Annotated in this window: 18 protein-coding genes; 15 read left to right on the top strand and 3 right to left on the bottom strand. The window is 70.9% G+C overall.

Annotation, left to right across the window (positions count from 1 at the left end; translation table 11 throughout):
- Positions 1-921: a proline dehydrogenase family protein gene (locus ABN611_RS29810; RefSeq protein WP_350275577.1), complete on the bottom strand. Its 921-nt coding sequence runs from the start codon at positions 919-921 to the stop codon at positions 1-3.
- Between the two features lie 89 nt (positions 922-1,010).
- On the opposite strand from ABN611_RS29810, the gene ABN611_RS29805 reads away from it, so the two are divergent.
- From ABN611_RS29805 to ABN611_RS29750, 12 genes are all read left to right on the top strand, one after another.
- A complete protein-coding gene (locus tag ABN611_RS29805) occupies positions 1,011-2,168 on the top strand; it encodes a helix-turn-helix domain-containing protein (protein WP_350275576.1) in 1,158 nt (385 codons plus the stop codon).
- 13 nt (positions 2,169-2,181) lie between these two features.
- Entirely contained in the window at positions 2,182-3,198 is a 1,017-nt protein-coding gene (locus ABN611_RS29800) for a proline racemase family protein (protein WP_350275575.1), read from the top strand.
- A gap of 77 nt (positions 3,199-3,275) precedes the next feature.
- Positions 3,276-4,205, top strand: coding sequence for an ornithine cyclodeaminase family protein (locus ABN611_RS29795; RefSeq protein WP_350275574.1), 930 nt, complete (start codon positions 3,276-3,278; stop codon positions 4,203-4,205).
- 91 nt (positions 4,206-4,296) lie between these two features.
- Positions 4,297-4,686: a VOC family protein gene (locus ABN611_RS29790; RefSeq protein WP_350275573.1), complete on the top strand. Its 390-nt coding sequence runs from the start codon at positions 4,297-4,299 to the stop codon at positions 4,684-4,686.
- Entirely contained in the window at positions 4,686-5,048 is a 363-nt protein-coding gene (locus ABN611_RS29785; RefSeq protein ID WP_350275572.1) for a hypothetical protein, read from the top strand. The genes ABN611_RS29790 and ABN611_RS29785 overlap by 1 nt, the downstream gene beginning before the upstream one ends.
- Before the next feature lie 79 nt (positions 5,049-5,127).
- Entirely contained in the window at positions 5,128-7,713 is a 2,586-nt protein-coding gene (locus ABN611_RS29780) for an AMP-binding protein (protein WP_350275571.1), read from the top strand.
- Positions 7,692-8,720: an iron ABC transporter substrate-binding protein gene (locus tag ABN611_RS29775; RefSeq protein ID WP_350275570.1), complete on the top strand. Its 1,029-nt coding sequence runs from the start codon at positions 7,692-7,694 to the stop codon at positions 8,718-8,720. The genes ABN611_RS29780 and ABN611_RS29775 overlap by 22 nt, the downstream gene beginning before the upstream one ends.
- Positions 8,704-10,296: an iron ABC transporter permease gene (locus tag ABN611_RS29770; RefSeq protein WP_350275569.1), complete on the top strand. Its 1,593-nt coding sequence runs from the start codon at positions 8,704-8,706 to the stop codon at positions 10,294-10,296. Before ABN611_RS29775 ends, ABN611_RS29770 begins: the two co-directional genes overlap by 17 nt.
- Entirely contained in the window at positions 10,293-11,327 is a 1,035-nt protein-coding gene (locus ABN611_RS29765) for an ABC transporter ATP-binding protein (protein ID WP_350275568.1), read from the top strand. Before ABN611_RS29770 ends, ABN611_RS29765 begins: the two co-directional genes overlap by 4 nt.
- 91 nt (positions 11,328-11,418) lie before the next feature.
- Entirely contained in the window at positions 11,419-11,922 is a 504-nt protein-coding gene (locus ABN611_RS29760; protein WP_350275567.1) for a DUF2231 domain-containing protein, read from the top strand.
- A gap of 43 nt (positions 11,923-11,965) precedes the next feature.
- Complete coding sequence (locus ABN611_RS29755; RefSeq protein WP_350275566.1) at positions 11,966-13,339, top strand: MFS transporter; 1,374 nt, start codon at positions 11,966-11,968, stop codon at positions 13,337-13,339.
- A 227-nt stretch (positions 13,340-13,566) separates the two neighbouring features.
- On the top strand, positions 13,567-14,532 hold the full coding sequence (locus ABN611_RS29750; RefSeq protein ID WP_350275565.1) for an L-threonylcarbamoyladenylate synthase: 966 nt from the start codon (positions 13,567-13,569) through the stop codon (positions 14,530-14,532).
- On the opposite strand, the gene ABN611_RS29745 is transcribed toward ABN611_RS29750, so the two are convergent.
- Positions 14,526-15,164 carry a TetR/AcrR family transcriptional regulator C-terminal domain-containing protein gene (locus tag ABN611_RS29745; protein ID WP_350275564.1) on the bottom strand — a complete coding sequence of 213 codons (639 nt, stop codon included), beginning with the start codon at positions 15,162-15,164 and terminating at the stop codon, positions 14,526-14,528. The genes ABN611_RS29750 and ABN611_RS29745 overlap by 7 nt on opposite strands.
- Positions 15,165-15,217: 53 nt before the next feature.
- Here ABN611_RS29745 and ABN611_RS29740 point away from each other — a divergent pair, with 53 nt between their 5' ends.
- Positions 15,218-15,634, top strand: coding sequence for a hypothetical protein (locus ABN611_RS29740; protein WP_350275563.1), 417 nt, complete (start codon positions 15,218-15,220; stop codon positions 15,632-15,634).
- On the opposite strand, the gene ABN611_RS29735 is transcribed toward ABN611_RS29740, so the two are convergent.
- Positions 15,555-17,219: a DUF4091 domain-containing protein gene (locus tag ABN611_RS29735; RefSeq protein ID WP_350275562.1), complete on the bottom strand. Its 1,665-nt coding sequence runs from the start codon at positions 17,217-17,219 to the stop codon at positions 15,555-15,557. The two genes, ABN611_RS29740 and ABN611_RS29735, sit on opposite strands and share 80 nt — an antisense overlap.
- A gap of 156 nt (positions 17,220-17,375) precedes the next feature.
- Between ABN611_RS29735 and ABN611_RS29730 the strand changes: the two genes are divergently transcribed.
- A complete protein-coding gene (locus ABN611_RS29730; RefSeq protein ID WP_350275561.1) occupies positions 17,376-18,257 on the top strand; it encodes a carbohydrate kinase family protein in 882 nt (293 codons plus the stop codon).
- Entirely contained in the window at positions 18,254-19,150 is an 897-nt protein-coding gene (locus ABN611_RS29725) for a pseudouridine-5'-phosphate glycosidase (protein ID WP_350275560.1), read from the top strand. The genes ABN611_RS29730 and ABN611_RS29725 overlap by 4 nt, the downstream gene beginning before the upstream one ends.
- Positions 19,151-19,153: the final 3 nt, after the last annotated feature.

The following is a 19,153-nucleotide window of genomic DNA, read 5'->3' as shown; positions in this document are numbered from 1 at the left end:
TCAGCGGGTGAGCAGGGACTTGGCGAAGAACGCGAGGTTGGCCGGGCGCTCGGCGAGGCGGCGCGAGAAGTACCCGTACCAGTCGGTCCCGAACGGCACGTAGACGCGGACCGTGTGCCCCGCGGCGGCGCGGCGGAGTTGTTCGGCCGGGCGGACGCCGTACAGCATCTGGAGCTCGCCCTGGGCGTCGGGGCGGTCGGCGAACAGCTTCGCCGCGATGTTCATCAGCCTCGAGTCGTGGGTGGCGACCATCGGGTACGCGCCGCCGTCGACCAGGCTGCGCAGGCAGCGGACGTAGGCGAGGTCGACGTCGGACTTCCGGCGGTGCGCGACCGTTGCCGGTTCGGCGTACGCGCCCTTGACCAGCCGTACCCGGGAGCCGGGGTGGGCGAGGTCGCGGGCGTCGGCCTCGGTACGGAACAGCATGGACTGCAGGACGCAGCCGACCCGCGGGAACTCCTTGCGCAGCGACCGGACGGACTCCAGCGTGGAGTCGATCGTGGTGTGGTCCTCCATGTCGAAGGTGACGTCGACACCGTGCGCCGTCGCGTGGGCGACGAGTGCGAACGCGCGGTCGGTCGAACGCCTGGCCCCGTCGGTGCCGAGCGACTGGCCCAGCGCCGACAGCTTCACCGACACCTCGGCGCCGTCGGCGAGGCCGGTCTCGGCGAGCCGGTCGACGAGCAGGCGGTAGGCCTCGACCGTCTCGGCCGCCTGCGACTCGTCGGTGATGTCCTCGCCGAGGTAGTCGAGGGTCACGGCCAGACCGCGCCCGGTCAGTTGCCGTACCGCGGTGAGCGCGGCGTCGACGTCCTCGCCGGCGACGAACCGGGAGACGACTTTGCGGTTGAGACTCCCCCGGCTGAGCAGCGCCCGGACCGGCGCCCGCCGGGCCGCGCTGAGCATGAGCTTTCCGTACATGGCTTGAAGGTAGGTGGCTGCGCGCCGGACAGGTATGACCAATTGTCAGCTGTCTTGGTCTGGTGGATAGACAGATGTAAGTTGATCCGGTGGCGAACGGTCCCGAGCAGCTGCAGGAGCTCATCGACACGCTCGCGCTGGCCACCGGCAGCCCGGTCACGCTGGAGGACCGTGAACTGAACCTCGTGGTGTCCTCGGGCCACGAGGACGTGATCGACGAGGTACGTCGTGCCTCGATCCTGCGCCGGCGCTCCACTGCGGACGTCCAGGGTCTCTTCGCAGCCTTCGGCATCGCGCGGGCCACGGAGCCGCTGCGGATCCCGGGTGATCCCGGTGCTGGTCGCCTGAGCCGCTGGTGTGTGCCGGTCCGCTGGCGGCAGGTCACCTACGGGTACCTGTGGTTGCTGGACCCTGACGAGACGGTGCCCGGGGACCTGCTGGGTGAGCTGCATGAGGTGTTCGGCCAGATCGCCGCGGCGATGGCGCTGCGCTCCAGGGCGGCCGAGCGTACGACGTGGGCGGTCGGGGAACTGCTGTCCGCCGACGCCGGCGCCCGGGTGCGCGCCACCGAAGAACTCCGCAGCCACGGAGCCCTGCCGCCGACCGGCACTGTCGTCGTTGTCGCCCTGGCACCCCAAGGAGGCGGGCCACTCGGCCCGGTCAACTCCTGGCTGCTTCCCGGGACGGTGCTAGCAGCACCCATGGGCCAACGGGCCGCCCTGATCGTCCCCAACACCGACCGCCACACACCAGCCGCAGTAGGCACCCGGGTCGCCCGCAGCCTCGTATCCCAACACCCCGCCGGCGTAGCAGTCGGCATCTCCGGCCCAGTCGATCCGACCACAGGCGACCTCGGCTGGCGCCAAGCCGACGCCGCCCTCCGAGTAGCCCTCACCCACCAACCCCCAACCACCCCGGCCCCGGCGGACAGTGCCGTGGTGGTGCGGGAGTGGGGCGGGCTTGGGGTGCGGCGGCTCTTGGCGCTTGCTGGGCCGGGTGTGATCACTGCGACGTTGGTCGACGAGCGGATTCGCCGGTTGTACGGCGTCGACGCGGACCTTCTGGTGACCGTGCGGACCTATCTTGATCAGGCGGGCTCCGCGCAGCGGACGGCGGCGGTGCTGACGATCCACCGGCAGACGCTCTACCAGCGACTGCGCCGGATCGAGGAACTCACCGGCCTCGACCTGTCGGACGGCTCCGACCGGCTTCTGACCCACCTCGCACTCACCCTCGACCCACCCTGATGAGAGGACCGCGATGATCCCGAACAGCATCCGCACGGTCGACTACCACACCGGTGGCGAGCCGTTCCGGATCGTCACGGACGTGCCCGCGATCGCGGGCGGCACGGTCGCCGAGAAGCGGGTCACGGCGCTCACCGACCCGACGATCGACGGGCTGCGGCAGCTGCTGTGCTCCGAGCCCCGCGGCCACGCCGACATGTACGGCGGCTTCGTCACGCCGCCGGACGACGACGGGGCGCACTTCGGCGTGCTGTTCTGGCACAAGGACGGCTTCTCCACGGCCTGCGGCCACGGCACCATCGCCCTCGGCGCGTGGGCGATCCACACCGGCCGGGTACCCGAAGATCCTTCCGGTACGACGGACGTCGTGATCGACGTACCCTCCGGGCGGGTGATCGCGCGGGTGCGGTCCCGCGACCGGAAGGTTGCCAGCGTGGACTTCGTCAACGTGGCCAGCTACGTGCTGCACGACCAGGTCACGATCGACACGAGCTACGGCACGGTCGACGCCACGATCGGCTTCGGCGGCGCGATCTACGCGCAGGTCGCCGTACGACAGGTCGGCCTCGAGGTCAGCGGTGCCGACCTCACCAAGCTCATCGCGCTCGCCCGGGAGATCAAGGCACAGTTGGCCGGCAGCGCGTACGCCGAGCATCCCCGCGACGACCGGCTCAGCGGCATCTACGGCGTGATCTTCTTCGAGGACCTGGGAACTGACGACGACGGGAACCCGCAGCAGCGGAACGTCACCGTCTTCGCCGACGGCGAGGTCGACCGCTCCCCCTGCGGCTCGGGCACCTGTGCGCGGGTTGCCAGCCTCGCCTCGTCCGGCGTACTCGACGACGAGCGGCAGCTGATCCACACGTCGATCGTCGGCTCGGTGTTCACCGCGCGGATCGTCTCGCGCGGCACGGCGGACGGCCGTACGGCGGTGCTTCCGGCGGTGACCGGCACCGCGTTCAAGACCGGCGAGCACCACTTCACGGTCGACCCCGACGACCCGATCACCCCCGGATTCGTGCTTCGCTGACCAGGGTGGACACCACACCGGAATCACCTACTCCGCGCCGGTCCTCGGCGCTCGCCCGACCAACCCCTGGAGCACCCGTGGACACTGTCACTCTCTCCGGTGCCGAGGTACGCGAGGCCGTGACGATGGCGGACGCGATCGCCGCCGTCCGCGAGGGCTTCCTCGGTCTCGCCCGCGGTGAGTTCGAGATGCCGACCCGGACGGCACTGCGGGACGGGCAGTTCCTGGTGATGTCCGTGCATCACACGCCGACCGCGACCGCGATCACCAAGGCGCTCAGCCTGAACTTCGCGGGCCGGCACCCGGCGATCGTCGGCACCGTCACCTGGAGCGACCTCGAGCACACCGGGCACCTGATCGCCGACGCGGCGGCCGTCACCGCGCTCCGGACGGGCGCCGCGGCCGGCGTCGCCACCGACCTGCTCGCCGGGGCCGACGCGTCCACGCTCACCGTGATCGGAGCCGGCCGGCAGGCCGCCGACCAGGTCCGCGCGGTACACGCGGTCCGGCCACTCACCGAGGTCACTCTCGTTGCCCGGTCGCACGCACGAGCCGACGCACTCGCGACCCAGCTCGCCGCGGAGTTCCCCGCCCTCGAGATCACCGCGGGAACGGACGCGGACGCGGCCGTCGAGAGCGCGGACGTCGTCTGCTGCGTGACCACGTCGACCGAGCCGCTGTTCGCCTGCGGCTCCCTGAGACCCGACGTCCACGTGAACGCGATCGGCGCCTTCCGCCCGACCATGCGCGAACTCCCCGACGACCTGCTCGCCGACGTCGGCACCGTCCACATCGACGAGAAACACGCCGCCCTGGAGGAGTCTGGCGAACTCATCCACGCCCTCCGCACCGGCGCGATCACCGAGTCCTCGCTGACCGAGCTCGGCTCGGCGCTCGCCACCGGCATCCCGCCCCGCCCCGGTCGCACGGTCTTCAAGTCCGTCGGCGTCGCGATGCAGGACTGGGCCGTCGCCCGCCTGCTCGCCGCCCGCTTCCTCAGAACCTGACAAGAAACTCCGACATAGGGTTGTCGCCAAGCGCTGCGACGGTGGTGCCGGCCCTCCGCTCCGGCGGGTCATCGGCACGAAGGAGAGACCCGTGACTGCACCCACCCCTGGAACCCTGGCCTGGTTCGAGGTCGCCACCGACGACCCCGACGGCGCGCAGAAGTTCTACGGCAGCCTGTTCGACTGGACCTTCGAGTCCGACGGACCGGCGGCCTCGGGCGGTATGGACTACCGCAACATCACGGCCTCCGGTGCGGACGGCCCGATGGGCGGCATCTTCGGCACCCGCGGACAGGCGCCCAACCACGCGGTGTTCTACATCCTGGTCGCCGACGTCGAGGCCACCTGCGCCGACGCCGAGCACCTCGGCGGCTCGGTGCTGAGCAAGCATCTCGACCCCGGTCCGGGCGCCCCGGCGTTCGCGTACCTGCGCGATCCGTCCGGCAACCAGTTCGGCGTCTTCACCCCGCCCGCGGCCTGATGTCCCGCAGTACGAACCGCCCGTCCTCGCCGGAGCACTCCGGCGAGGACGCCGGGCGCGACCTGTACGACGAACTCACCGACGACCTGCTCTACGACCCCGCGATCGGCCGCGCGACGATGATGGGTTATCCGTGCGTACGGCTCGCCGGTGTGTTCCTCGCGTCGTACGACGAGCGGAACGGCCTGGTCGTCAAGCTGCCCGGCGAGCGGGTCGCCGAGCTGATCCGGAGCGGCAACGGCGAACCGTTCGCACCTGCCGGCCGGACCTTCCGCGAATGGGTCGCAATCCCCGTCCCCGACCGGGAGCTCTGGACCGAACTCCTCCGCGAGGCCGTCGACTTCGCCCGCGGCTCGCTCTGACCGCAGCCGACGTGGTGCAACAGGTCTGTGATGTGGCTGTGATTGGACCGAGACAAAGTCTTAGGTTAGCCTAACCATCGTGCTCCCGCTGGACTTCAAGCGGGCTTCAGCCACGGTCCTCGTGCCCGCATCGGCCGACGCCCAGCGTTCCGCGCTCGTCGACGGTGCCGGATCGCTCAGCTACCAAGCGCTTTCCCACCAGGTCGACACGCTTGCGGCCACGTTGCCACCGGTCCGGACCGGACGCCGGCTGGTGCACGTTCCGCTCGCCGCGGAGCGTCAGCTGGTGCTCGGCTACCTCGCCGTACTGCGGGCCGGCCACGTTCCGCTGGTGACCCCAACGGACCAGGTGTCGATCACCGATGCCTATCCCCCGGACCTCTGGCTCCGTGGCGACGGGACCTTCGACGGAGCCGGCGAGCCGCGGCACCTCCTGCATCCGGATCTCGCGCTCCTGCTCAGCACCTCGGGCAGCACCGGGTCACCGAAGCTGGTCCGGCTCAGCCACACCAACGTGATCAGCAACGCCGACGCGATCGCCGCGGCGCTCTCGATCACCCCGACGGATCGCGCGATCACCTCGCTCCCGCTGCACTACTGCTTCGGCCTGTCGGTGCTGCACGCACAGCTCCGTGCGGGCGCGACCACGGTGCTGTGGGCCGGATCGGTGACCGATCCGGCGTTCGGCCCGGAGCTACGGACCCAGCAGGTCACGCTGTTGCCGGCGACGCCGCATGTCGCCGATCTCCTCGACGTACAGGGGATCCTGGACGACCTGCCGTCGCTGCGGCTGCTCGCCCAGGCGGGCGGCGCGCTGTCGCCGTCGCGGGTGCGGGAGCTGGCGGCGCGGGGCGAGAGGGACGGCTGGGGACTTGCGGTGATGTACGGGCAGACCGAGGCCACCGCGCGGATGGCCGTGCTGCCGCCGGAACTCGCGGCCCGCTACCCCGACGCCGTCGGCTGGCCGATCGCCGGCTCGGCGTTCCGGCTCGACACCGCGTCGATCGAGCAGCCCGCCCGCGGCGAACCGGTCGGTGAGCTCGTCTTCACCGGTCCCGGGGTGATGCTCGGGTACGCCGAACACCCGGACGACCTCGCACTGGGCCGGATGCACGACGAGCTGCGCACCGGGGACCTTGCGCGGATCGACGACGAGGGTCTGGTCCGGATCGTCGGACGCCGCTCGGACCACGTGAAGATCATGGGCATCCGCATCGACCTCGGGCAGGTCGAGCGGGCGCTGCGCGCCGACGGCGTCCCCAGCTGCATCACCGGCACCGACGAGCAGCTGCAGGTCACTGTCGCGAGCCAGGATGCGAACCGCGATGCAGTACAGCGGCAGGCAGCAGCCGCTGCCGGGCTAGGCGTCTCGGTCGTGTCCGTGCGTGAGGTCGATGCCCTTCCGCTGCTGCCCAACGGCAAGGTCGACCGGCGAGGCTGCGCGGCCCTGCACGCTGCCACCGACTCCGGCAAGGCGGACCAGCACGGAGACTCGCTCGCCGCGGTCACCCAGCTGCTCGCACCGCTGGTCGGCCGCCGGGACATCGACCTCGACCGTTCGTTCGCCGAGCTCGGCGGCGACTCGTTCAACCACGTCAAGGCGTCACTCGGCCTCACCCGGCTGGTCGGCACGCTGCCCGCCGACTGGCACCACCGGCCGGTCCGCGACCTCGTGGCCCTCGCGGCCCGGCACCGGGACCGTCCGCGGCGCCGCGCGCTCACCCAACCCGTCGAGATGTCCGTGCTCCTGCGCGGAGTCGCCGTACTCACGATCTGCGGCAGCCATGTCGGGCTGTTCCGGCTGGCCGGCGGTGCGCACATCCTGCTCGCGGTGGGCGGCTTCCTGTTCGCGCGTTACGTCCTCGCGGCGCGGACGACGGCCGACCGGGTACGGCGTACCGCCCGGATCGCGATCACCGTCGGGGCACCGACGATCGTCGTCGCCGCCGTGCTGCTCTTCGGGTTCCGCGCGATCCATTGGTCGACCCTCGCCCTGGTGCACTGGCTGGTGCGGCCGCAGTTCATCAACCTCTTCTGGTTCGTCGAAGCGCTGCTGATCCTCTCGACGGTGGCGACGGCCTTGCTGGCGATCCCCCGGCTGAAGGCGGCGTACGGCGCAGACCCGTGGCGAACGGCGATGGCCGTCCTGGCCCTGTTGCTGGTGCCGCGCTACCTCGTGCTCGCCCTGGTCGACGGCCCGGTCCGCGGACTGCCCGGAACCGTCGCCTGGCTGTTCGTCGCCGGGATCGCGATGGCGGTCGCGGACACCCGACGCCGCGCGATGATCACGGCAGCCGTCGCCGCCGCGGCAGCGATCGGCTTCTTCCCCGCGTGGCAGCGCACCGCGATCGTGATCGGTGGCCTGATCCTGCTGGCCCTGGTCCCCGCTCTGCCGGTACCGAAGCCGCTCGTGCGGCCGCTCGGCATCCTGGCCGCCGCCTCGTTGCACATCTACCTCGTGCAGTTCCAGGTCTTCGTCTTCTTCGACCAGCCGCACACCCAGTTCGCCGCCGCGCTCGCCGTCGGCGTCGGGTACTGCGCCCTCAGTACCGCTGTCCTGCGCCTCCTGCGGCTGCCCGCGCCCACCGGCGACACACCGATCCGGCGTCCGCGCACGGCACGCCTCCTCAGAAGGGACCGACCATGCGTCGACGTACATTCCTGACCGGACTCGGCGCGCTCGGCACCGCGACGCTCGTGGGATGCGGTTCCAAGTCCGACGACAACGGGTACGTCGCCGATCCCGGCGCGCTGCAGGTGTACTCCGCCCAGCACGAGAACCTGACCAAGGCGTGGGTCGAGGCCTTCACCAAGGACACCGGGATCAAGGTGCAGATCCGCAAGGGCGGCGACTCGTCGATGGGTCACCAGCTCGTGGCCGAGGGCGCCGAGTCCCCCGCCGACGTGTTCCTCACCGAGAACAGCCCCGCGATGACGCTGGTCGAGCGGAACAAGCTGCTGGCCCCGCTCGAGGAGGCCACTGCCCGCCAGGTGCCGGCCGACCTGACTCCGTCGTCGAAGGCGTGGACGTCGATCGCGGCCCGCTCCACCGTGCTGGTCTACAACCCGTCCAAGCTCCCCCCGACCGAGCTGCCGAAGTCGCTGATGGATCTCGCAGGCCCGGAGTGGAAGGACCGCTGGGGGTGCGCGCCGGGCGGCGCGGACTTCCAGGCGATCGTCGCCGGCATGCTCGCCGGCCAGGGCGAGCAGAAGACCAAGGACTGGCTCAAGGGCCTGAAGACCAACGCGCGAGCCCTGCAGAACAACATCGCGACGATGAAGTCGGTCAACGCGGGCGAGATCCCGTGCGGCGTGATCTACCACTACTACTGGTACCGCGACCAGGCCGGCACCAAGGAGGGCAGCGGCAACACCAAGCTGCACTACTTCCGCAACCAGGACCCCGGCGCCTTCGTGTCGCTGTCGGGCGGCGCCGTACTGGCCGGCGCGAAGAAGCCCGACGAGGCCCGCAAGTTCCTCCAATACATCACCAGCAAGGCCGGCCAGCAGGTCCTGGTCGACTCGAAGTCGATGGAGTATGCCGTCGGCGTCGGCGTACCGTCCGCACCGGCGTTGCCGCCGCTCGCCACGCTGCAGGCGCCGCCGGTCGACCCGTTCACGCTCAGCTCCGACCAAGTGACCACGCTGATGACCGATGCCGGCATTCTCTGAAACCGTCGTCCGGTACGACGAACCGCTCGCGGACGCCCCGGCCGTCACCGGCCGGCGATCCGCCAGGGCGCCGCTGGTCGTGGTGATCGGCGCCGTACTGGTCGCCGCTCTCGTGGTGGCCCCGCTGTTCGTGGTCTTCGGCCAGGCCCTGTCCGCAGGTAGCGCCGAGGCCTCGCGGTTGTTGTTCCGGCCGAGGACTGCCGAGCTGCTGCGCAACACGCTGCTGCTGGTGGCGCTGACGGTGCCGCTGACGGTGTTCCTCGGGTGCGGCGCGGCGTGGCTGGTCGAGCGGACGACGCTGCCGGGCGCAGGGGTCTGGCGGGCGTTGTTGCTGATGCCGCTGGCCATTCCGGCGTTCGTGAGCAGCTACGCCTGGACCTCCGTGCTGCCGTCGGTGCAGGGCCTCGGTGGCGCTGTCTTCATCACCACGCTCGCGTACTACCCGTTCGTGTTCCTGCCCGTCGCCGCGCTGCTGCGGGCGCTCGACCAGGACCACCTCGACTCTGCGCGGTCGCTCGGTTCGTCCGGGTGGGACGCCGTACGCCGCGTCGTACTGCCGCAACTGCGGCCGGCCGTCGCCGGGGGCTCGTTGCTCGTGGCGCTGCATCTGCTGGCCGAGTTCGGTGTGCTGCAGATGATGCGGTACCCGACCTTCACGACGTCGATCCTGCAGCAGTTCGCGGTCGGGTTCAGCAACGCCGCCGGCAGCCTGCTCGCGGCGGTGCTCGCGCTGTTGTGTCTTGGATTCCTGACCGTCGAGGTGCTGTTCCGCGGGAAGACACGGATCGCTCGCCTCGGGCCTGGGACCGGTCGGCGGCCGGTCGCGCATCGGCTCGGGGCGTGGACCGTGCCGACGGTCGCCGGGCTCGCGGTCCTCGTCGGGTTGGCGGTCGCCGTACCCGGCGCGATCGTCGTACGGTGGCTGGCGCGAGCTGTCTCGACCAGTGCCATCGACGCCGGGCCGTTGCTGGCAGCAACGGGATCGAGCGTCGGGCTCGCGGTCCTCGCCGGGCTGGTCACGACCGTCGCCGCGCTGCCCGGGGCCTGGCTGTTGCACAGGTATCCCTCGCGGGCAGCGATCGGCCTGGAGCGGGTGACGTACGTGTCGAGTGCGCTGCCCGGCGTCGTCATCGGCCTCGCCCTGGTGACGCTGGCGGTGCAGTGGGCGCGGCCCGTGTACCAGACCGCGGCGCTGGCGGTGGCGGCGTACGCGATCCTGTTCCTGCCGCGCGCGATGGTGTCCTGGCGTTCTGGCCTCGCGGCGGCACCGACCGAACTGATCGAGGCGTCCCGTTCGCTCGGGGTCTCAGGGTTCGGCACCTTCGTGCGGGTGGTGCTGCCGCTCGTGCTGCCGTCGGCGCTGACCGGGTTCGTGCTGACGTTCCTGGCTACGGTCACCGAACTGACGGCCACGCTGCTGCTCGCACCGACCGGGACCGAGACGCTCGCCACGGCGTTCTGGTCGGCCAGTGACGAGCTCGACTACGTCGCGAGTGCGCCGTACGCCGCGGGGATGATCGCCCTCTCGGTGCCGCTCACCGTGCTGTTGCGCCGGCAGATCCTGGACCAGCGATGACGGGCATCGTGATCAGCGACCTGACCGTCGGGTACGGCGGTCCGCCCGTCCTCGACCGCGTCGGCCTGGAGGTACGGCCGGGGACCACCACCGCCGTGCTCGGCCCGTCCGGCAGCGGCAAGACCACGTTGCTCCGGGCACTCGCCGGATTCGTCCGCCCGAGCGGCGGCACCATCCAGGTCGGCGACAAGGTGCTCACCAGCGCGCAGACGATGGTCGCCCCCGAGCAGCGCGGGATCGGCTACGTCCGGCAGGACGGCGCGCTGTTCCCGCATCTCGATGTCACCGGCAACATTCTCTTCGGGCTGCCGCGGGCCGAACGGCGGCGTGCGACCCAGGTCGGGCCGCTGCTCGAACTCGTTGGCCTGTCCCCCGATCTCGCCAGGCGCCGCCCCGACCAGCTGTCCGGCGGGCAGCAGCAGCGCGTCGCCCTCGCGCGGGCGCTCGCGCGCGAACCGGACGTCGTACTGCTCGACGAGCCGTTCTCGTCGCTCGACACCGCGCTCCGCGCCTCGACCCGGGAGGCCACGCTCACCGCCCTCGCGGCCCGCGGGGCCACGACCGTGCTCGTGACCCACGACCAGGCGGAGGCGCTCTCGTTCGCGGATCAGGTGGCGGTCATGTTCGACGGCCGGTTCGCGCAGATCGGCGGCCCCGCCGAGGTGTACGCCGCCCCGGCGACACCCGAGGTCGGCAGCTTCCTCGGCGACACCATGCTGTTCACCGGCCAGGCCGCGGGGCCGATCGTGGACTGCGACCTCGGCGTTCTTACGCTCGCCGAACCCGCCACCGGGGAGGTGCTGGTCATGGTGCGACCCGAGCAGCTGGTCCTCGAAGAGCCCAACGGCGCCCTGACCGCACACGTCGTGTCGGTCGCCTACCACGGCCCGGACGCGATGGTTCGCCTCAGCCTGCCCAACAGCAGCACCCAGCTGATCGCCCGCGTCCCCGGGCACCGCGTCCCGCACCCGAACGACCTCGTCGGCTTGACCGTCCCACACCCGGTCCTGTCCTTCCCTGGCCGCAGCTGAGGTTCATCCGCTTCACCGGAGGGGTACTTGCGCGGTAGAACGCCTGCCGCGCCGGTACAGGCATCGCGGGCGCGCTCCTCGAGGAGGGACCATGGACGCTTCACTGCAGCGGGCCAAGCAGCCGAAGACCGCGCTCGCCGGTCCGTACGGGCACCCGTTCCACCCGGTCATGGTGACCGTTCCGATCGGCGCCTGGGTCGCCAGCCTGGTGTTCGACGTCGTCGCGCTGGCCAGCGCCTCGAAGGAGGCCACGTTTGCCGAGGGCGCCTATTGGCTGATCGGCGTCGGCATCGTCGGAGCGGTACTGGCCGCGATCTTCGGCCTGATGGACCTGCTGGTGATCCCCCGTAGGACCAAGGCGTTCACGACAGGCCTCACGCACATGACACTCAACCTGTCCGTCGTAGTCCTGTACGCGATCAACTTCGCCGTACGGGCCTCGCAAGGGTACGACGCGGCGGGCGTCGGAACGTTCGCTCTCAGCGTGGTGTCCCTGGCAGCGCTCGGTGTCTCAGGCTGGCTCGGCGGGAAGCTCGCCTACCGGTACGGCGTCCGCGTGGCCGGCGAGGACACCCAGCGCAGCGGCTTCAACTGAGCAAGCCGGTTTGGAGGGCGGCCGACGCGGCACCGGAAGCCAGGTGGAGCGATCACCGGCGCTGGACAAGGTTCTGCTGACGGTCTGCGCGGCGGACCTGCTGGTCACCCTGGACGGCACCGTGGTCACCGTGGCGCTGCCCGCCATCCAACGCGATCTGCAGGTCGCGGCCCCGCAGCTGCAATGGGTCGTGACGGCGTACACCCTCACGCTGGGCGCGTTCCTGCTGGTGGGCGGCCGTGCCGCCGACTTCTTCGGCCGCCGCCGGGTCCTGGTCTGGGGGCTGACCGTCTTCACGCTCGCGTCCGCCGGGGCGGGTCTCGCGCGCGATGTCGCCGTACTGTTACCGCTGCGTGCGCTGCAAGGGCTGGGCGCCGCGTTCGCGGTGCCGGCGGCGCTCGCGATCCTGTCGGCGGTGTACCGACGTGAGCGTGATCGTCAGGCGGCGCTCGGCTATCTGTCGGCGACGATGGACGTCTCGATGGTCGCGGGCCTGGTACTCGGCGGCGTACTGACCGCGACGCTCGGCTGGCCGTGGTGCTTCTTCGTCATCGTTCCGGTCGGTCTGCTCGCCGCGGCGCTGGCCCCGGCGGCGCTGCCGGAGAGCCGCGACGACCACGCCGCACGGCTGGATGTGCGCGGCGCCGTCCTCGCGGCGGTGGGGTTCGCGGCGTTGTCCCTGGGGATCGTCCAGCTCCAGCACCGGGACCTGACGGCCGTGCCGTTGCTCGTGGCGGCGTGCGGCGTGCTGATCCTGTTCGTGCGGGTCGAGCGCCGGACGCGGGATCCGCTGGTGCGGCTCGACGTCTTCCGGCATCGTCCGCTGTCCGGGGCGAACCTCGCGATCAGCGCGAACGCGGGCGGGTTCGGCGGGCTGATGTTCCTCAGCACGTTGAACCTGCAGCAGGTGCTCGGGTACGACGCCTTGCACACCGGCCTGCTGTACGTGCCCTTGGCGGTCTCCGCCTGCGCGGGCGGAGTGATCACTCCGCACCTGATCGGCAGGACGGGCGTACGGCGTACCGCTGTGATCAGCATGTCCGTGACAGCGGCGACCTTCCTGCTGCTCGCGTGGCGCAGCGAGGAGCTCGTAGTGCTGCTGGTCGCGTTCCTGGTGTCCGGGTTCACGTTCGCGGCGGCCTTCGTGCCACTCACGTCGCAGGGGCTGACCGGCGTGAGCGACGGCGAGAAGGGCTTGGCCTCGGGGCTACTGCAGACCTCGACCCATCTCGGCGGCGCGTTGGTTCTCACCGTGCTGGCTACCGCGGCCGCGTTCCGGACCTCTGCCGTGTCGTCCCGGTCCACGGAATCGGCAATGACCAGCGGCTTCTCGCTCGCCTTCCTGGTCGGCGCCGTACTGCTCCTGCTCGGCGCGGCGACCGCCTTCCGGACGCTGCCGCGCGACGTCAGCGGTTGACGGCTCAGTGTGGGCGGATGCGGCGCTTGGCGTGGCGCAGTTCGCCGAAGTGGTACCCGAGCCAGACCCGGCCGGCGGCCAGGCACACCAGCACAGCGATCGAGATCCAGAGCGCAGTGTTCACAGCAATCCCCTCCTTCGACGAGACCTGCTCGAACCGGTACCCACCTCCAATCACCCGCCCGGACGACCACCGCGGCGGGGGTGGGAGAATCGCCAGAGTGTCCGTGAGAAATGATGAGATCGAGCGCGCGGCCGAGGTGCTGCGCCGTGGTGGGTTGGTAGCTGTGCCGACCGAGACCGTGTACGGGTTGGCGGCGAACGCGGAGGACCCTGCCGCGGTGGCGCGGATCTTCGCGGCCAAGGGGCGGCCGTCCTCCCACCCGCTGATCGTTCACCTCGGCGGAGCGCAGTACCTCGATGACTGGGTCGAGAGCGTGCCGCCGGCCGCGCGGCTGCTGGCGGAGCGGTTCTGGCCGGGCCCGTTGACGCTGGTGCTGAGGCGGAGCCGGCGGGTGCCACTCGAGGTGACCGGTGGTCTGGAGACGGTCGCCGTACGGGTGCCGAACCATCCCGTGACGCTCGAGCTGCTGGCCGCCTTCGGTGGCGGCGTGGCCGCGCCGTCGGCCAACCGGTTCGGGTCGGTCAGTCCCACCACGGCCGATCACGTGCGTACAGAGCTCGGCGATGCTGTTGATTGCGTGCTCGACGGCGGGGCCTGCCAGGTCGGGCTCGAGTCGACCATCGTGGATGTCACCGGCGACGTACCGCGCGTACTGCGGCCCGGCGGGGTGACGCGCGAGGACCTCGAAGAGGTGCTCGGCTATCCGGTCGAGGTGCCGTCGAAGAGCACGGTCCGCGTCCCCGGGCAGCACCCGTCGCACTACGCGCCGCGGGCGCGCGTCGTACTCGTCGAGGCGGAGAAGGTCGTCGCCGAAGCCGAGCAGGCGCAGGACCTGGGGCACCGGGTGGGTGCCCTCGTCCCGCCTTCGTCGGCCGGAGTCCCGGTGCGGGCGCATGCCGTGGTGCAGGTCCCGGAGTCGATGGACGACTACGCGCGCAGCCTGTTCAAGCTCCTTCGTGAATTCGACGAACGCGGGTGCGATCTGGTCATCGCCTACCTGCCGGACGAGCAGGGACTGGGCCTTGCCATCGCCAACCGCCTCCGCCGCGCCGCGGGACCCCGTCAGTAGGTCCCGGTTCGCACCCGCAGGCCGTCGATCAGCAGGTCCAGTCCCAGGGTGAACTGCTGGACCGAGCCGGCCGGCGGCATGCGATCTGTGGACACCTCACTGATGCTCCGGAGGGCGTCCGCAGCCTCCGTCCAGCGGTCGTCCCGTTGCCCCTGAGTCGCCACCGCCATGGCGATCGCGCTGGACAGGTACGCGACCAGGACCTGGCTTGTCGCCGCCGTGTCGTCTTCGCTGAGGCCCGCGTCCCGCAGCGCGCCGACCAGCACCCGCCCGATCTGCCGGCCGTGAGGACCAAGCGGTGGACGGGCGGCGATGTGAGGCGCGATGCCCGGATGCGCGAGTGCCGTCTGCCGGGCATTGCTGAGCGTCTCGCGGAGTCGGTCCGCCCACGGTGCGGAGTCGTCGGGCAGAACCACGTCCGCGACGGCGAGGTCGGCGACCGCGTCGAGCAAGGCGCGCAGATTGGCGAAGTGCCGGTACAGCGTCATCGGGTCGCAGCCGAGGTGCGCCGCGATGCGCCGCGCGGTCATCGCCTCGGGCCCGTCCTGGTCGCCCAGGGTCAGTGCGGCCCGGGCGATCGACTCGGGTGACAGCGTGCCGCGGGCCACTCGACGTCTCCGTTCATCGCTCATGGCGGCAATCTACGCCGTAGACAGCCGTCCGCTGTGAGATCTACGCTGTAGACATGACTCGCAACGGTCTTCTCGCCGCCCGCGTCGTCGCGGGCTTCCTGGCGCTGTTCATGGCCGCGTACTTCGCGACCGACAACTTCGGCGGCGACTCGGTGCGCCGCCTCGACAACCCGTTCCTGCTACCGGACCTGTTGATCGTCGTACTGCTGGGAGTCTCGGCCGCACTCCCCCGGCGGCTGGCCGCGCCGGCCCTGATCTTCTCCCTCGCCTGGTCCGCCGCCGTGTGGGCCACCTCGCTGGCCCACTGGCTGGTCGACGGTGAGGTCGGCCGCGGCCTCGGCCATCTGGCGCTGGTCCTCCCGGCAGTTGCCGCGGCCGTTGTCGCTGCCGTCAGCTCCCGGTCGTCAGAGCCTCGGTCAGGCGCCGGCGGGATTCGTAGTAGTGGTCCGGCTCCAGGACTGGGCGGTTGAAGCGGAGCGTGCGGTCCGGGTCGATGATGTCGAGCGCGGCCGCGTTGCCGTGGGCCGCGCGGACGGCCTGCAGGGCGCGGTGGTCCCACATGGCTTGGGCGAACACGCGGTGCCGGAGCGACGGCCACGGCGTACCGTCCGGGCCCGGATAGACGGCGAACGGGTCGCCGGAAGGGAACGCGCCGCCGGCGGATGTGTCCTCGAACGGGTTGATCCGCCGGATCGCGTGCCACGTGTACCAGAAGTTGAAGCCCCAGTGCAGGAACCCGTCCACCCCGGCGGCGAACAACTGGTGCCCGATCGCGCGGTTCCGCGCCGACGGCATACCGATGAAGCGGTTCGCGACGTCGCGGTCCTGGGAGACGCAGTAGTACACCCACAGCCGCTCCGGCCGATCCGCCAGGAACGGCTCGACGTGGTCGGTCGCGACCACCGGCAGCGCGACCGCACCCGAGGTGTAGAAGGAGTGCTCGCTCAACGCGTCGACGACGGTCCAGCCCTTCAGGAGATCGGCGACGACCTCCTTGGCGGCGAGGTAGCTCGCCAGCCCGTCCTCTCCGGACGGCTCGTCCGAGATGTGGAAGACCACGTGCTCGCGGTCCCACTCCTCGTCGAGGACGGCCTGCAGCGCCGGCAGCAGGGCCTCGAGCAATTCGCGGTACCGTACGTCGGTCGCCGGCACGTCCCAGCCGAAGGCACGCGTCGGTTCCGCGCCGTCCTGGCTCACCACGATGCCCGGCGTCGCCTTCGCGCCCCACTGCGTGAACAGGTGCGCGACCTCGACCCCGGTGATCCCGGTACGGCGGCACAACTCGAGCCACCGCCGCAGCCGTTCGAAGCCGAACCGGTACCCGTCCGCCGTCACCGTGATGTCGATCAGCTGTACGACGGTCCGGTACGAGCCGATCGCGGTGTCGAGCGGCGGCGTCCACACCGGTGCGAGCAGCGACGTGGCACCCATCTCGGCCGCCGAGGCCATGAAGCGCTCGACGATCGCCCAGTGCTCCTCGCTGAACACCTCGACGCCGTAGTGGTCGGCCAGCGAGTCGAGGTGCATCCAGTGGCTCGACACGATGTCCAGCGGCGGCAGCTCGAGGTCCGTCAGCTCGACGGACACCTGCTCGCGGTGCAGCTCGGCACCGTCCGGGTCCGTGATCACGACGGTGATCTCCTGTACGCCGGTGCGCGCGGAATTTGTCGTACTGACGTCGAACCAGAGCGCCGCCCAGCTGCCGAACCGCACCGGTGCCTCGCCGTTGCGCACCGGGCGCAGTACGTCCGGGTACAGCCCGGGTTCGTCGTACTCGTAGCCGTCGTCATGGCCCGGCAGGGCGAGGAACGTGCACGGCACGAGGTCGACAGTGGACACAGTCACCAGGTCGGCCGCGGGGCCTTCGACCCGGACCTGCAGCGGGCTCGGGTTGCGGAACGTCGGCTCGAGCGGGGGCCGGTACGCGAGCTGGAACGACGCCGGCTCCCCCAGGAACGCCTGGAACCGGGTGCCGGCGGACACCGGCCGCGGCTCCCGCACCGGGTGCACCTTCGCCAATGCGTCGCAAAGAACGAACTCCCACTTGGCGGTCACGACGGACCACTCCTTCCGACCCAGCGGATTGCGTGATGTTGGACTCTATGATGCAGATTCACGCAGCAACGCACAACGGTCGTCTCGTACTGCGTTGCGACGGGGTCGCGCGGGGACCCGACCGTCCCCTAGCGTCGCCGCGGGAGGTGGAGCGTCGTGACAGTCAGGTCCACACAGGTTCGTTTGGTGTGCGTCGGCGATCTGGTCGAAGACGTGGTCGTCTGGCCGGACGGCGCGACCAGGTCCGGCACCGACAACCCGGCGCGGATCCACCGGGCCCGGGGCGGCGCGGCTGCGAACGTCGCTGTCTTCGCGAGCAGCCTGGGCGTGCCGACCAGGTTCGTCGGGCGGGTCGGCGACGACCTTGTCGGGACGTCGCTGGTACGAGAGCTCACCGACGCCGGCGTCGACGCGAAGGTGCAGCGGCGCGGGCGGACCGGGACGATCGTGCTGCTCGTCGACGCGTCCGGCGAGCGCACGATGTACCCGGACCGCGGTGCCGCGGCCGAGCTGGGCGACGTACCCGACGACTGGTTGTCCGGGGCAAGCGCTGTTCATCTCTCGGCGTACTCGCTGACCGGCCCACCGCTCGCCGTGTTGCGCCGGGCGTCGGCGATCGCCCATGCCGAAGGCGCGATTGTCAGCGTCGACGCGTCCTCGGTCGCGCTCATCGACGCGATCGGTCCGGCGCGCTTCCGTGAGTTGGTCGCGGACCTGCGGCCGACGTACGTCTTCGCGAACGGTGTCGAGGCCGACGCTGCCGGCCTTCGCGACCTCGCTTCGACGATTGTGGTCAAGAACGGTGTGGATCCGACCGAGATTCACGGCGCGGTCTCCGCGGCCGTCCCGGTGGCGCCGGTCGGCGAGGTGCGCGACACGACCGGAGCGGGTGATGCGTTCACGGCCGGATTCCTGGCCGCGGTGCTCGCCGGCGCCGAACCCGTCGAGGCGACCGAGGCCGGTCATACCCTTGCCGGGCAGGTGCTGAGCAATCCCGGCGCCACGCTGACGAGCCAAGAGAACGGAGCTGCCAGGTGATCGAGCCCAGTGTGTCCGACGACGTGGCGCAGGCCCTGGCGGCGAAGCGCGCCGTCGTCGCGCTCGAGTCGACGATCTTCTCCAACCTCGGCCTCCCGGCGCCCGCGAACGCGGAGGCGCTCGAGCTCTGCAAGCAGGCCGTTCTGGCCCATGGCGCCGTACCGGCCGTGACCGCGATCCTCGACGGGCGGCCGCAGGTCGGTCTCTCGCCGGACCGGGAGAAGCGCGTGCTGGAAGGGAGCCGCAAGGTCGCCGAGCGAGACCTCGCAGTGGCGCAGGCGCAGCGCTGGGAGGTCGGGGTCACGACTGTTTCGGCCACCGTTGCTCTGGCGCACGCGGTCGGCATCCCGGTGTTCGCGACCGGCGGCATCGGCGGCGTACACCGTGGCGCCACGGGCGACATCTCGGCCGATCTCGACGCGATCGCCAACCATCCCGTCATCACGGTCTGCGCGGGCGCGAAGGCGTTCCTCGATCTGCCGCGCACGCTCGAGTACCTCGAGACGGCCGGCGTTCCCGTGCTGGGCTGGCAGCACGACTGGTTCCCGGCGTTCTACACGCGGTCGAGCGGGCTGCCGATCCCGCATCGCGTCGACGACGAGCGGACGGTGTGCGACGTACTGCGTTTCCGCGCCAGGCCGGACACCGGCGTACTGCTGACCGCTCCGATTCCGGTCGAGGACGAGATCCCGGCCGAACGCATCGACGCCGTACTCACGGCTGCGCTGGCTGCGAGTGCCGAGGCAGGGGTCGCGGGTCCGGCTGTGACGCCGTACGTCCTGGCCCGGATCGAGAAGGAGACTGACGGCGACAGTATCCCGGCCAATCTTGCGCTGGCTCGCAACAATGCCACCCTCGCCGCCCGCATCGCCGTGGCCCTCGCGTCTGTGTGACCC

Source organism: Kribbella sp. HUAS MG21, from assembly GCF_040254265.1.
Lineage (GTDB): Bacteria > Actinomycetota > Actinomycetes > Propionibacteriales > Kribbellaceae > Kribbella.
The sequence above is the reverse complement of the archived record's forward strand: the minus strand, read 5'-3'. Positions and strand labels throughout refer to the sequence as shown.